Here is a 13,181-nt window from a genome sequence, read left to right as displayed (position 1 = left end):
TTCCACCTCTTCCCATTCCGAACAGAGAAGTTAAGCTTCGTCACGCCGATGGTACTGCGTAACAGTGGGAGAGTAGGTAGCCGCCGTTTTGGGATCCTTCCCCGGTCTGATGTCCGGGGGAGGATCCCTTTCTCTTTTTGAGATTATGCATTTATTTTTTATTTCAGATCGGCTATATAATATTTAAGGTGAACTTGCGGAACAATGAAATAAATTGTATCTTTATGCCAAATTGGAAGTTATGGTTATAAAGACAGTTTTGGATACAGATTTGTATAAGTTTACCACCTCGTATGCTTATATTAAATTGTTTCCGTATGCGATGGGAACGTTTAGTTTCAAGGATCGCGATGATACAGAATACACAGAGGGTTTCTTGAATGCCTTGAAGAATGAGATTCATAATCTTGCTTTGGTGTCTTTGCGTAAGGAAGAATTAGAGTACATGTGTTCGCATTGCCGGTTCTTGCCCCGGGTATATTGGGAATGGCTTTTTTCCTTTCGTTTTGATCCGGATAAGATTCATGTGTATTTGGACGATGAACGTCATTTACACATGGAAGTTACGGACTTATTATATAAGGTAACGTTGTATGAAGTGCCTTTGCTGGCGATTATTTCAGAAATAAAGAATCAGTTCTTAAACCGTATACCGGACCGTCAGGATATCATAGCCCGTTTGTCTGGAAAAGTCAGCTTGTCTAATACGCATCACATGCCTTTTTCTGAATTTGGCACCCGCCGCCGTTTTTCGTTTGATGTGCATGAAACAGTCGTTGCCTATTTGAAAGAATATGCCCGCTACTGTACGGGAACTTCCAATTGTTTTCTTGCCATGAAATACAACCTGCTTCCTATGGGGACCCATCCGCACGAATGGTTTATGTTTCATGGCGCGCAATTCGGTTACAAGCATGCCAATTATATGGCTTTAGAGAATTGGGTAAATGTGTATGACGGCGATTTGGGTACAGCTTTGTCGGACACATATACGTCAGATGCTTTCCTTTCGAATTTCAGCCGCAAGCAAGCCAAGCTGTTCGATGGGGTACGGTGTGATTCCGGGGACGAGTTTGAGTTTGTAGAACATCTGATTGCCCGGTATAAGGAATTGGGGATTGACCCTACTACGAAAACCATTATTTTCAGCAATGCGCTGGATTTTGAGAAAGCGCTTCACATTTTTGAATATTGCCAGGGGAAAATTCGTTGTTCTTTTGGCATCGGAACGAATCTGACTAATGATACAGGCTATACTCCTTCTAATATCGTGATGAAGTTGTCGCGTTGCAAGATGAATGTAAACCAAGAGTGGCGCGAATGTGTGAAACTGTCTGATGATATGGGAAAGCACATGGGAAGTAGCAAAGAATTGGATGCTTGTCTGTATGAATTGCGCTTAAAGTAGGCTTAAATGTGTAAAATTGTTGCTGAATTTGATAAAAAACTTTCATTCTATTTTGTTTTATCGAAATAATGTCTACCTTTGCATCCGTAAAATAAAAAAAGAAACAGATGAATGCATTGTTTATACATATTTTGCTATGCGGTTTGATTATTCTATTGGTGAAGCCAGTGGGAAGCAAGGCGCGTGCGTAAATGTATAACGGTACAAGATATATGTAAAGCCTTTCCCACTTCTATGTGCGAAAGGCTTTTTGTTTGAATGACGATTAAAGATAATAAATGCTATGAGTGAAAGATTGTTTATTTTTGACACGACCTTGCGCGACGGGGAACAGGTTCCCGGATGCCAGTTGAATACGGTTGAAAAGATTCAGGTGGCAAAACAGTTGGAAGCGTTGGGTGTGGATGTGATTGAAGCCGGATTTCCGGTTTCCAGTCCGGGTGATTTTAATTCGGTGATTGAGATATCAAAAGCGGTTACGTGGCCTACCATTTGTGCGTTGACTCGTGCCGTGCAGAAAGATATTGACGTGGCAGCCGAAGCTTTGAAGTATGCCAAGCATAAACGTATTCATACGGGTATAGGCACTTCCGACTCGCATATCAAGTACAAGTTCAACTCCACGCGTGAAGAAATCATCGAGCGTGCGGTGGCTGCCGTGAAATATGCCCGCCGCTATGTAGACGATGTGGAGTTTTATGCCGAAGATGCCGGACGTACCGACAATGAATACTTGGCACGGGTGGTTGAAGCGGTTATTAAGGCGGGAGCCACGGTGGTGAACATTCCCGATACTACGGGGTATTGCCTGCCGGATGAGTATGGGGCTAAAATCAAGTATTTAGTCGACCACGTGGACGGCATTGACAAAGCTGTCATTTCTACCCACTGTCACAATGATTTGGGTATGGCTACAGCCAATACCATCAGCGGTGTGCTGAACGGTGCCCGTCAGGTGGAAGTGACCATCGACGGTATCGGAGAACGTGCCGGCAATACAGCGCTCGAAGAAGTGGCAATGATTTTGCGTTGCCACAAGCATCTGAACATTGATACCAACATCAATACCCAGAAGATTTATCCTACCAGCCGTATGGTTTCCAGCCTGATGAACATGCCCGTGCAGCCTAACAAGGCGATTGTGGGGCGGAATGCCTTTGCACACTCTTCGGGTATCCATCAGGACGGTGTGCTGAAGAACGTGCAGACGTACGAAATCATTAACCCGAAAGACGTGGGAATCGATGATAATGCGATTGTACTGACTGCCCGGAGCGGACGTGCGGCATTGAAGCATCGTTTGCATGTGCTGGGTGTGGAAATGAATCAGGAGAAGCTGGACAAGGTGTATGAGGATTTCCTGAAACTTGCCGACAAGAAGAAGGATATTACCGATGACGATATTCTGGTGATTGCAGGTGCCGACCGCAATGTGAATCATCACATCAAGCTGGAATACTTGCAGGTGACCAGTGGTGTCGGCGTGCGTTCGGTGGCAAGCCTGGGCTTGAATATCTCGGGCGAGCATTTCGAGGCTGCCGCTACCGGTAACGGGCCGGTGGATGCTGCCATTAAGGCGGTGAAACAGATTATCAAACGTCAGATGACCTTGAAAGAGTTCACCATTCAGGCAATCAGTAAAGGGAGCGACGATGTGGGTAAGGTACACATGCAAGTGGAATACGACGGACAGATGTATTATGGCTTTGGTGCCAATACCGATATCATCGCGGCTTCAGTGGAAGCGTATATCGACTGCATTAATAAATTCAGAAAATAACGGAACGAGATAACATTTGAAACGTATGGCTAATACTTTATTTGATAAGATTTGGGATGCACACGTGGTGCAGAAAGTGGAAGACGGTCCCACGCAATTGTATATCGACCGCCTTTATTGTCACGAAGTGACCAGTCCGCAGGCATTTGCCGGCATGCGGGCGCGGGGATTGAAATGCTTCCGTCCGGAACGGATTTATTGCATGCCCGACCATAATACGCCGACACACGACCAGGACAAGCCCATCGAGGATCCGGTTTCGAAGGCGCAGGTGGATGCATTGGCAAAGAATGCCGCCGATTTCGGATTGACTCACTTCGGTATGATGGACAAGCGGAACGGCATTATTCACGTGGTGGGTCCCGAACGGGGACTGACATTGCCAGGCATGACGATTGTCTGTGGCGATTCGCATACTTCTACACACGGTGCGATGGGAGCGGTTGCCTTCGGTATCGGCACCAGCGAGGTGGAAATGGTAATGGCTTCGCAATGTATCTTGCAGGCACGTCCGAAGACCATGCGTATTACCATTGACGGCAAATTGGGAAAAGGAGTGACCGCTAAGGATGTAGCCCTTTACATGATGTCGAAGATGACCACCAGCGGGGCTACGGGATATTTCGTAGAATATGCCGGCGAAGCGATTCGGAGCCTGACGATGGAGGGACGTCTTACTTTGTGTAACTTATCTATCGAAATGGGTGCCCGTGGTGGAATGATTGCTCCCGATGAAGTGACGTTCGAATACATCAAAGGACGTGAATATGCCCCGAAAGGAGCAGACTGGGACAAGGCTGTCGCATACTGGGAAACCCTGAAGAGCGATGATGATGCGGTGTTCGACAAAGAAGTGCGTTACGATGCAGCCGATATCCAGCCGATGATTACCTACGGAACCAATCCGGGTATGGGCATGGCGATTACGGACCATATCCCTACCACCGAAGGCATGAGCGAGGTAGAGAAAGGTTCGTTCGAGAAATCGATGCATTATATGGGCTTCCAGCCGGGCGAGTCTTTGTTGGGCAAGAAAGTCGATTACGTGTTCCTCGGCGCTTGCACCAACGGGCGTATCGAAGACTTCCGTGCTTTTGCATCTATCGTGAAAGGGCGTAAGAAAGCGGAGAACATTACTGCTTGGCTTGTGCCGGGTTCGTGGATGGTAGATGCGCAAATCCGTGAAGAGGGGTTGGATAAAGTGCTTGAGGAAGCAGGCTTTGCTATCCGTCAGCCGGGATGTTCGGCTTGTCTGGCGATGAACGATGACAAGATTCCCGCAGGCAAATATGCCGTATCTACCAGCAACCGTAATTTCGAAGGCCGTCAAGGTCCTGGCTCACGCACGTTGTTGGCAAGTCCGCTGACCGCAGCCGCCGCAGCCGTAACGGGAGTGATAACAGATCCACGGAGTCTAATGTGCTAATAAATAATTTGTTAATGTGCTAATGAAGAATGTGTTTAATGCACTAATAATATTCTAATGAAACGGGTGACTGGAAATAGAATTGTGGATTTGAGTTTCGATTTTGCTTTGCAGGTTATTGCATTTTCAGAACGATTAGAATCGGAACGGAAATATGCAATAGCAAATCAATTGTTGCGGTGTGGAACCTCGATAGGAGCCAACGTATCCGAAGCACAAAATAGTGAAAGTAAAATTGATTTTATCCATAAGTTGAAAATTGCCGCTAAAGAAGCCGAAGAAACAAAATATTGGTTGTTGCTTTGCAAATACGCAGACAGTTATCCTTTTGAGGAAAGTTTATTAGTGCAGATTCACGAGATTCAAAAGTTGCTAACAAGTATAATCACAACAAGTAAAAAGACTGTGGAGATAAACAATAAAGACAAGTAATTTAGCCTATTATTAATTGGCTCATTATTAATTAGCACATTGTTTATTTCCACATTGTCACATTAAATTATTATGAAACAGAAATTTGATATAATTACCAGCACTTGTGTGCCTTTACCGCTCGAAAATGTAGATACCGACCAGATTATACCGGCACGTTTCCTGAAGGCCACTACACGCGATGAAAAATTCTTTGGTGATAACCTGTTCCGCGATTGGAGATATAATCCGGACGGTTCGCTGAACAAAGACTTTGTATTGAACAATCCGACATATAGCGGGCAAATCCTGGTGGCAGGCAAGAACTTCGGAAGTGGTTCCAGCCGTGAGCATGCGGCGTGGGCGATTGCCGGTTACGGCTTCCGTGTAGTAGTATCCAGTTTCTTTGCCGATATCCACAAGAATAACGAATTGAATAATTTCGTGCTTCCGGTGGTGGTAAGCGAAGGGTTCCTGAAAGAACTGTTCGACTCTATCTTTGCCGACCCGAAGACGGAAGTAGAAGTAAACCTTCCTGCCCAGACCATTACCAACAAGGCGACAGGCAAGTCGGAAACCTTCGAAATCAATGCCTATAAGAAGCATTGTCTGATGAACGGGCTGGACGACATCGATTTCCTTGTAGAAAACAAGGATAAAATCGAGGCTTACGAGGAAGAACACAGATAACACGTTATATTTTTCACCACAGATTACGCAGATTTTTTCTGTTTATAATTAATATTGATAAAGATTAATGAATATCCTCATAGATAAAAGGAGTTAGAAGGGAGTTATGCCTTCGGCAGGAGTTAAATGCCAATAGCACAGAAGTATTGGCTTCTTAACTCCTTGCCGGCTAAATGCGGACATTTATAAAAGATTAAATCTGTGTAATCTGAGGTGAGTAAAAAAAGTTTTATGGAAAATCATCCGAGAATAGAAATCATGGACACCACGCTCCGCGATGGCGAGCAGACCAATGGCGTGTCGTTCGTGCCCCATGAGAAATTAATGATTGCCCGCTTACTGCTTGAAGACTTGAAAGTCGATCGTGTGGAAGTAGCTTCGGCACGGGTGTCTGAAGGGGAATTCAATGCGGTAAGGATGATATGCGACTGGGCGGCGCGGCGGAACATGCTTCCGCGGGTCGAAGTGTTGGGTTTTGTCGACGGCCACGTGTCGGTCGACTGGATTCACGATGCTGGATGCAGGGTCATTAACTTGCTTACGAAAGGCTCGGAGAAGCATTGCACGTACCAGCTGAAGAAGACTCTTGACGAGCATATCGAGGACATACGGGCGGTGGTATCGTATGCGCACGAACGGGATTTGGATGTCAACGTGTACTTGGAGGACTGGAGCAATGGCATGAAAGATTCGCCTGCTTATGTCTTTGGGCTGGTCGACGGCTTAAAGGATTGCGGTATCCGTCGGTTCATGTTGCCCGATACGTTGGGCATTCTCAATCCGCTGCAGGTCATTGAGTATATGCGGAAGATGAAGAAACGTTATCCCGACCTGCACTTCGATTTTCATGCGCACAACGATTACGACCTTGCCGTGAGCAACGTGCTGGCGGCTGTGCTGAGTGGGGTGAAAGGACTTCATACCACCATCAACGGTTTGGGCGAACGGGCGGGCAATGCTCCCCTTGCCAGTGTGCAGGCGATTTTGAAAGATCATTTCCATGCCGTGACCAATATCGATGAAAGCCGTCTGAACGATGTGAGTCGGGTGGTCGAGTCGTATTCGGGCATGAGCATTCCCGCCAACAAGCCGATAGTGGGCGAAAGTGTTTTCACGCAGGTGGCAGGCGTGCATGCCGATGGAGATAATAAGAATAATCTTTATTGCAACGATTTGCTTCCCGAACGTTTCGGCAGGGTACGTGAGTATGCTTTGGGAAAGACTTCGGGCAAGGCGAATATTCGCAAGAACCTGGAAAGCCTGGGCTTGGAACTGGACGAAGATTCGATGCGGAAAGTGACCGAACGTATCATCGAATTGGGCGACCGGAAAGAACTGGTGACACAGGAAGATTTGCCCTATATCATCAGTGATGTGCTGAAACACGACGGAGCGCAAAACAAGGTGAAACTGTTGAGCTATTTCGTCACCCTTGCTCAAGGATTGAAGCCGATGGCTACGCTCAGCATCGAAATCAACGGCAAGGTGTATCAGGAAAGTTCATCGGGCGACGGCCAGTATGATGCTTTCGTGCGTGCCTTGCGCAAGATATATAAGGGTACGTTGCAGCGCAAGTTTCCGATGCTGACCAATTATGCCGTGACCATTCCTCCCGGCGGACGTACCGATGCCTTTGTGCAGACCGTCATCACGTGGAATTACGAGGACCGTGAGTTCCGTACCCGCGGTTTGGATGCCGACCAGACGGAAGCGGCAATCAAAGCGACCATTAAAATGTTGAATATAATTGAAGAATAACAATCAGTTGACAAGGTACCAGGTACTAGTTGACTAGGTCTTGAATAGTTTTGTAAATGCTATATTAAACCTGGTCACCTGGTACCTGGTTTCCTGGTTACCTAAAAAAGAAGACCTATGGAATTTAAAATTGCAGTATTAGCCGGTGACGGCATCGGGCCTGAAATCTCTGTTCAGGGTGTCGATGTCGTGACGGCTGTTTGTGAGAAGTTTGGACATAAAGTAAGTTACGAATACGCTATCTGCGGTGCAGATGCCATTGATAAGGTGGGCGACCCGTTCCCGGAAGAAACCTATCAGGTATGCAAGGATGCCGATGCCGTATTGTTCTCGGCGGTGGGCGACCCCAAGTTCGATAATGACCCTACGGCAAAGGTACGTCCCGAGCAGGGCTTGCTTGCCATGCGCAAGAAGCTGGGACTGTTTGCCAATATCCGTCCGGTGCAGACCTTCAAATGTTTGTTGCACAAGTCTCCCTTGCGTGCCGAACTGGTGGACGGTGCCGATTTTCTTTGCATCCGCGAGCTGACCGGAGGCATGTATTTCGGCGAGAAATACCAGGACAACGATAAGGCGTATGACACCAATTATTATACCCGTCCCGAAATCGAACGTATCCTGAAGGTAGGTTTTGAGTATGCCATGAAGCGCCGCAAGCACCTGACGGTAGTCGATAAGGCGAATGTGCTTGCATCGTCACGCTTGTGGCGTCAGATAGCCCAGGAGATGGCTCCTCAATACCCCGAAGTAACCACCGACTATATGTATGTCGACAATGCGGCAATGCGCATGATTCAGGAACCGAAGTTCTTCGATGTCATGGTGACCGAGAATACGTTCGGCGATATCCTGACCGACGAAGGTTCTTGCATCAGCGGCTCGATGGGCTTGCTCCCGTCCGCTTCTACTGGCGAAAGCACGCCGGTGTTCGAACCCATTCACGGTTCGTGGCCGCAGGCTAAGGGGTTGAACATAGCCAATCCGTTGGCGCAAATCCTTTCCGTAGCCATGTTGTTCGAATACTTCGACTGCAAGGAAGAGGGTGCCCTGATACGCCGTGCCGTAGACGCTTCGCTGGATGCTTGCGTGCGTACGCCCGAAATCCAGGCAGAAGGCGGTGCCAAGTATGGTACAAAAGAAGTTGGCGCATGGATTGTGAATTATATTAAAGAAGCGTAAAGTTATCGGATTGAAACGCAGATTAACGCAGATTTCCGCAGATTGTATTTTTTCTATTTTTATCTTTGCATGGTAAAAAGAATCCGCGGAAATCTGCGTTAATCTGCGTTTTACCCAAAAGAATTTCTTAAATATGCGAAGACTGATTATCATAGCGTGTGTCTGCCTGTGCTCGTTCGGACTGTATGCCCAAAACTATAACGAGCTGGTGGAAGAAGCGATGGCTTGTGCGCAGAAGGACAGTTTGGCGCGTGCCGAACAGCTTTTCCGCGAAGCCTTGAAGCTCGACCCTAAGAATGCCCGCAACGCCTTGCTTTTTTCCAACCTCGGCACGGTATTGAAGCGTCAGGGAAAGGCGGACGAAGCCATCGAAGCCTATACCATGGCGTTGAATATCACGCCATACGCTACGGCTATCCTTCTGAACCGTGCGGCATTGTATCTGGATAAAGGCTTGCTCGAAAAAGCATACATTGACTATTGCAACGTCATCGACCTTATTCCCGAAGAGAAAGAAGCACGCCTGTTCCGCGCCTATATCTACATGCAGCGTCATCAGTATAAGGAGGCGCGTATCGACTATAATGTCTTATTGGGAAAGGATGCGAAAAACAAGCCTGCCCGTATCGGGCTTGCCATGCTTGACCAGAAGGAAGGAAAGTTCATTGCAGCCCGTGACCGCCTGAATCTGTTGGTGGAAGAATATCCGCAGGATGCATCACTCTTGAAAATGCGTGCCAATGTGGAACTGGAGCAGGAATTTACCGATATGGCCTTGCTGGATCTTGAGGTTGCGGCAAAGCTTGACCCGAATGACGCTGACGTATATGTGATGATGGGCGACATTTATGTCCGCCAAAAGAAGAAACACCAGGCACGTCAGGCCTACGAGCAAGCTATTAAATTGGGTATATCAGCTCTTCAATTGGAAGAAAAGCTGAAAGAGGTCAGATGAATCCATATCTGGCTCTTAAGACATAAAAAACGAAAGGAGAGACCGGGATAACCCAATCTCTCTTTACGAGCGGCAAACGAGACTCGAACTCGCGACCCCGACCTTGGCAAGGTCGTGCTCTACCAACTGAGCTATTGCCGCAATGAAACCCAAAATAACTAACGTGAGCGGAAAACGAGACTCGAACTCGCGACCCCAACCTTGGCAAGGTTGTGCTCTACCAACTGAGCTATTTCCGCAATGATGTGCCCAGAACAGGACTCGAACCTGCATGCCTCTCGACACACGCACCTGAAACGTGCGCGTCTACCATTCCGCCACCTGGGCATCATTACTGTGGAGCGGAAAACGAGACTCGAACTCGCGACCCCAACCTTGGCAAGGTTGTGCTCTACCAACTGAGCTATTTCCGCAACAACGGGTGAAGAGAAGGAGACTCGAACTCCCACGACATAATGTCACTACCCCCTCAAAGTAGCGCGTCTACCAATTCCGCCATCTCTCCGATAAACAAACTTAAAAAGAACGTGCCCAGAACAGGACTCGAACCTGCATGCCTCTCGACACACGCACCTGAAACGTGCGCGTCTACCATTCCGCCACCTGGGCATTATTACTATAGAGCGGAAAACGAGACTCGAACTCGCGACCCCAACCTTGGCAAGGTTGTGCTCTACCAACTGAGCTATTTCCGCAACAATCGTTGTTTTGTTTTGCGGTTGCAAAGGTAATGCTTTTTCTCAAATCAGCAAACAAACTGCTTGTTTTTTTGCGAAAAAATGTTTCTTACCGGAACTTAAAGCAGGAAAACGGAGCGGCAAGCTACCTTTTTCCTGTTTCAGAAATCAGACTTTTACACGGATGTATGTAGAGCCTGTTTAAATTTTCCTATAAAGAGAATCCTACCGGCTCCCCAGATACAGGAAGAACATGCCGAGAAGCACCAGTGCGAGATCAACCGCCTTGCTCCGCAGGTTCTTTTCGCGGAACACCATGGCACCGAAGAGGAACGATACCACCACGCTTCCCCGCCGCACCATCGACACGATGGAAATCATCGAGTCGTCCATTCCTAAGGCATAGAAATATACGAAGTCTGCCGCCGAGAGGAAGAGGGAAATCAGCGGGATGCACCAGTCCCAGTGGAAAGGGGTAGTGGTCTTGCGTTTCGGAAGCCACAGGAACACCAGCACCGCCCCCATCATGAAGAGCTGGTAGATGTTATACCAAGCCTGCACCACCATGTTGTTGAACATTCCCATCAGGTATTTGTCGTACAGGCCGCTGATAGCTCCCAGCAAGGCGGCAAGCACCACGAACCACACCCAGCGGTTGTGTTCGAAGCTGATGCCTTCTTTCTTGCCCGAGCGGCTTAGCATGAAAAACGATACCACCGCCAGCAGCACACCAATCCACTGGTACAGGTTCAGCCGCTCGCCGAAGATGAGCAATGCGCCCACCAGGGTCATTACAGGGCGTGTGGCGTTAATCGGCCCTACGATGGTAAGGGGCAGGTGCTTCATTCCGAAATAGCCGAAAGTCCACGATGAAAGTACAATTACCGATTTCAGCACAATGTATTTGTGCACTTCCCAGCCTCCCGTTTCGGGTACGAAAAATATCGTGTCCTGCAATGCCGACGGACAGAACCTGGACACAAGGATGAAGGGGATGAAGATGAGGCTGGAGAACAGCGTGTTCAGCGCCAGTACGGGGAGCACCGCATTCCCGTTCAACGATTTCTTTTTGAACACGTCATAAAAGCCCAGCAATGCCGCCGAGCAGAATGCTAATAATAACCACATGTCGTTTCGTTTAGTTTCTAAATCGGGTGCAAAGGTACGAAAAACAATTGGTTAATTAATGCATGGAGATACATAAGAAACTATTTTGAGAAGCTGTTTTGAATTTATCGTGCGATGATTTGGGATGAGTTTTTGAGGCATTTTCGCTTCTGTGATGAGGAAGATAGCGGGCTATCTGACGAAGAACAGGAGCGAAAAGGACCAAAAAATCGCCCAAAGCACACACGAAAAACGGGATACATCAAGCTAAGAAAAACTTTTTGGAGAAATTCAAAACAGCTTCTGAATTTATCGTGTGCTGATTTTGTAGAATTTCAAAACAGTTTACTTTATTGAAAAATTAAAGCCTGTCATCCTGCCCCTTACGCTTCACATACACCCGGTGAGGAGCACGCCCCTTGATGTCGATAAGATGCGCTTTCACCCATTTGTCCAGGTCCTGCCAAGCTTTGTATTTCAGCAGCCCCGTCAAAGCGCCATATTCCGCACGGGTGATATAGTCGTGGCTCTCCAGATACGATTGAAGCAAGGCGAGCCGCTCTTCCTCCGTATACGTGTACGAACTTTGCTGGAACTTCTTCCCCGAAGGGGCACGCAGTACCTTTCCGCCGCATTGCTTCGAGAACTGTTTCGATACGGTCACCTTCACCTTATCAAAACGGATGGATTGGGCGTGTATATCTCCTTTATCGTACACTTCCGCATCTGCCTTGAGCGAGGCAGAAACCGTGCCGATGTTCCCTATCTGCACGCGGTACCCCTCCGAAAGGAGCTGCTTGGTCCAGTTTTCTATCTCTTCCATCACGGCAAGGATATTTCCTTTGGTCAATCCGGAATGGGAGGCAATCTTTTCTGTAAGTTCATCAAAAGAAACAGTCTTGTAAGGACGCAGCTTAGGATAAAGGTGCGATCCGCTTTCATTGTTTCCTTTTGGCGGTACAGGCAAGAAATCATAAAGGGCACTCATGGCAATGTGTTTTTAAAAGGTTAATAATCGGTTTTCAGTTGTCTCCATTTTACGGTTTCCATATCGAAACCGTACGTTCTTGATATGGAAACCGTACGTTCTCCAATTGGAAACCGTACGTTCTTGATATCAAAACCGTAAAAGGGAGCTATCTGCAAAGATAATATAGCCCAGAAGCGAAGTCAAGAGTTTGGGGGATTTATTTGAAAAAGATTCGGATATAAATTCTTTACCCATCAAATATAAAAGAATATCGTTTGATTTATTCGTGAGTATTACTTACTTTTGTGGCAGTGAGCAGGCAGAAGCGTCTGCGGCTCACTATTTTGTGGGAAAAATATTTGTGAGAAGCGTCATGCTTCATTCTTCATTCTTGTTCTTGAAACCCTAGGAAACTTTCAAGAGTTACACAGGAATGGACGTTGGCGGTTCCCACGCTGTATAGCGTGGGGCTGCTGTCTATTCACCATTGTGTGTTGGGTTTTCCTAGGACCTTCAGAGATGTGGAAATGGCACACAGTTCCATGCTTGAGCCGGATTATATTCTATATCTTTCTGATTATCAAATTTTATACATGACAATTTCTATAATTTGATACTACAAAGTTCCCGAATAAATAGTTCGTATCATTATATTACCAGCAATGTGAAAAAAGCTCGGAGTGCATATGTCTTTGCTGAAAAATAGCTGTCGCATGATATAACTTAGCAGAAAGTTATTAGATATTCAAGAAGCAAGTTATCGTGAATCATCATAGCCAGCCGAAATTTTATTTCGACAAAAAGAGCCTCTCACCAACAC

11 protein-coding genes, 7 tRNA genes and 1 rRNA gene are annotated in these 13,181 nt (G+C 47.1%); 10 read left to right on the top strand and 9 right to left on the bottom strand.

The genetic code is table 11. The annotated features are described in order from the left end of the window. The 9 genes from rrf to B5F25_RS16405 all read left to right on the top strand — a co-directional run. Window positions 1-89 (top strand): 5S ribosomal RNA (gene rrf, locus B5F25_RS16445); the annotation flags it as partial. Between the two features lie 152 nt (window positions 90-241). Further along, window positions 242-1,408, top strand: coding sequence for a nicotinate phosphoribosyltransferase (gene pncB / locus B5F25_RS16440; RefSeq protein ID WP_087250819.1), 1,167 nt, complete (start codon window positions 242-244; stop codon window positions 1,406-1,408). A gap of 283 nt (window positions 1,409-1,691) precedes the next feature. Next, window positions 1,692-3,188, top strand: coding sequence for a 2-isopropylmalate synthase (locus B5F25_RS16435; RefSeq protein ID WP_013618797.1), 1,497 nt, complete (start codon window positions 1,692-1,694; stop codon window positions 3,186-3,188). 25 nt (window positions 3,189-3,213) lie between these two features. Then, window positions 3,214-4,614 carry a 3-isopropylmalate dehydratase large subunit gene (leuC, locus tag B5F25_RS16430; RefSeq protein WP_087250815.1) on the top strand — a complete coding sequence of 467 codons (1,401 nt, stop codon included), beginning with the start codon at window positions 3,214-3,216 and terminating at the stop codon, window positions 4,612-4,614. A 57-nt stretch (window positions 4,615-4,671) separates the two neighbouring features. Next, window positions 4,672-5,046: a four helix bundle protein gene (locus B5F25_RS16425; RefSeq protein WP_022039219.1), complete on the top strand. Its 375-nt coding sequence runs from the start codon at window positions 4,672-4,674 to the stop codon at window positions 5,044-5,046. A gap of 72 nt (window positions 5,047-5,118) precedes the next feature. Further along, a complete protein-coding gene (gene leuD / locus B5F25_RS16420) occupies window positions 5,119-5,715 on the top strand; it encodes a 3-isopropylmalate dehydratase small subunit (protein ID WP_087250812.1) in 597 nt (198 codons plus the stop codon). Between the two features lie 231 nt (window positions 5,716-5,946). After that, window positions 5,947-7,473, top strand: a complete 1,527-nt coding sequence (locus tag B5F25_RS16415) for an alpha-isopropylmalate synthase regulatory domain-containing protein (protein WP_013618800.1) — start codon at window positions 5,947-5,949, stop codon at window positions 7,471-7,473. A gap of 117 nt (window positions 7,474-7,590) precedes the next feature. Beyond that, window positions 7,591-8,652 carry a 3-isopropylmalate dehydrogenase gene (leuB, locus tag B5F25_RS16410; RefSeq protein ID WP_087250811.1) on the top strand — a complete coding sequence of 354 codons (1,062 nt, stop codon included), beginning with the start codon at window positions 7,591-7,593 and terminating at the stop codon, window positions 8,650-8,652. A gap of 133 nt (window positions 8,653-8,785) precedes the next feature. Next, on the top strand, window positions 8,786-9,607 hold the full coding sequence (locus B5F25_RS16405; RefSeq protein ID WP_087250809.1) for a tetratricopeptide repeat protein: 822 nt from the start codon (window positions 8,786-8,788) through the stop codon (window positions 9,605-9,607). 68 nt (window positions 9,608-9,675) lie between these two features. Here B5F25_RS16405 and B5F25_RS16400 read toward each other — a convergent pair. The 8 genes from B5F25_RS16400 to B5F25_RS16365 all read right to left on the bottom strand — a co-directional run bounded on the left by B5F25_RS16400 (window position 9,676) and on the right by B5F25_RS16365 (window position 11,412). After that, window positions 9,676-9,748, bottom strand: a tRNA-Gly gene (locus B5F25_RS16400). A gap of 25 nt (window positions 9,749-9,773) precedes the next feature. Beyond that, window positions 9,774-9,846 (bottom strand) — tRNA-Gly (locus tag B5F25_RS16395). Window positions 9,847-9,853: 7 nt separating this feature from the next. Beyond that, window positions 9,854-9,934 (bottom strand) — tRNA-Leu (locus B5F25_RS16390). A 10-nt stretch (window positions 9,935-9,944) separates the two neighbouring features. After that, a tRNA-Gly gene (locus B5F25_RS16385) sits at window positions 9,945-10,020 on the bottom strand. A gap of 9 nt (window positions 10,021-10,029) precedes the next feature. Further along, window positions 10,030-10,112, bottom strand: a tRNA-Leu gene (locus tag B5F25_RS16380). Window positions 10,113-10,135: 23 nt separating this feature from the next. Further along, window positions 10,136-10,216: transfer RNA gene (locus B5F25_RS16375), tRNA-Leu, on the bottom strand. Between the two features lie 13 nt (window positions 10,217-10,229). Continuing rightward, window positions 10,230-10,302: transfer RNA gene (locus tag B5F25_RS16370), tRNA-Gly, on the bottom strand. 207 nt (window positions 10,303-10,509) lie between these two features. Next, window positions 10,510-11,412 (bottom strand): DMT family transporter, encoded by a 903-nt coding sequence (locus tag B5F25_RS16365; RefSeq protein ID WP_087250807.1) that lies wholly within the window; start codon window positions 11,410-11,412, stop codon window positions 10,510-10,512. 114 nt (window positions 11,413-11,526) lie between these two features. Between B5F25_RS16365 and B5F25_RS16360 the strand changes: the two genes are divergently transcribed. Beyond that, complete coding sequence (locus B5F25_RS16360) at window positions 11,527-11,748, top strand: hypothetical protein (RefSeq protein ID WP_225226370.1); 222 nt, start codon at window positions 11,527-11,529, stop codon at window positions 11,746-11,748. A 4-nt stretch (window positions 11,749-11,752) separates the two neighbouring features. Here B5F25_RS16360 and B5F25_RS16355 read toward each other — a convergent pair whose 3' ends face one another. Beyond that, window positions 11,753-12,379, bottom strand: a complete 627-nt coding sequence (locus B5F25_RS16355; RefSeq protein WP_087250805.1) for an HU family DNA-binding protein — start codon at window positions 12,377-12,379, stop codon at window positions 11,753-11,755. Between the last annotated feature and the right edge of the window lie 802 nt (window positions 12,380-13,181).

The organism is Bacteroides sp. An19 (genome assembly GCF_002160215.1).
GTDB lineage: Bacteria > Bacteroidota > Bacteroidia > Bacteroidales > Bacteroidaceae > Phocaeicola > Phocaeicola intestinalis.
Note: the sequence above shows the minus strand (reverse complement) of the source record. Positions and strands in the feature narration are given on the sequence as shown.

Coding starts and splice junctions, on each gene's coding strand:
- B5F25_RS16425 (WP_022039219.1), top strand. CDS start 4,672: ATGAAACGGGTGACTGGAAATAGAATTGTGGATTTGAGTTTCGATTTT.
- leuC (WP_087250815.1), top strand. CDS start 3,214: ATGGCTAATACTTTATTTGATAAGATTTGGGATGCACACGTGGTGCAG.
- B5F25_RS16365 (WP_087250807.1), bottom strand. CDS start 11,412: ATGTGGTTATTATTAGCATTCTGCTCGGCGGCATTGCTGGGCTTTTAT.
- leuB (WP_087250811.1), top strand. CDS start 7,591: ATGGAATTTAAAATTGCAGTATTAGCCGGTGACGGCATCGGGCCTGAA.
- B5F25_RS16405 (WP_087250809.1), top strand. CDS start 8,786: ATGCGAAGACTGATTATCATAGCGTGTGTCTGCCTGTGCTCGTTCGGA.
- B5F25_RS16360 (WP_225226370.1), top strand. CDS start 11,527: ATGATTTGGGATGAGTTTTTGAGGCATTTTCGCTTCTGTGATGAGGAA.
- leuD (WP_087250812.1), top strand. CDS start 5,119: ATGAAACAGAAATTTGATATAATTACCAGCACTTGTGTGCCTTTACCG.
- B5F25_RS16355 (WP_087250805.1), bottom strand. CDS start 12,379: ATGAGTGCCCTTTATGATTTCTTGCCTGTACCGCCAAAAGGAAACAAT.
- B5F25_RS16435 (WP_013618797.1), top strand. CDS start 1,692: ATGAGTGAAAGATTGTTTATTTTTGACACGACCTTGCGCGACGGGGAA.
- B5F25_RS16415 (WP_013618800.1), top strand. CDS start 5,947: ATGGAAAATCATCCGAGAATAGAAATCATGGACACCACGCTCCGCGAT.
- pncB (WP_087250819.1), top strand. CDS start 242: ATGGTTATAAAGACAGTTTTGGATACAGATTTGTATAAGTTTACCACC.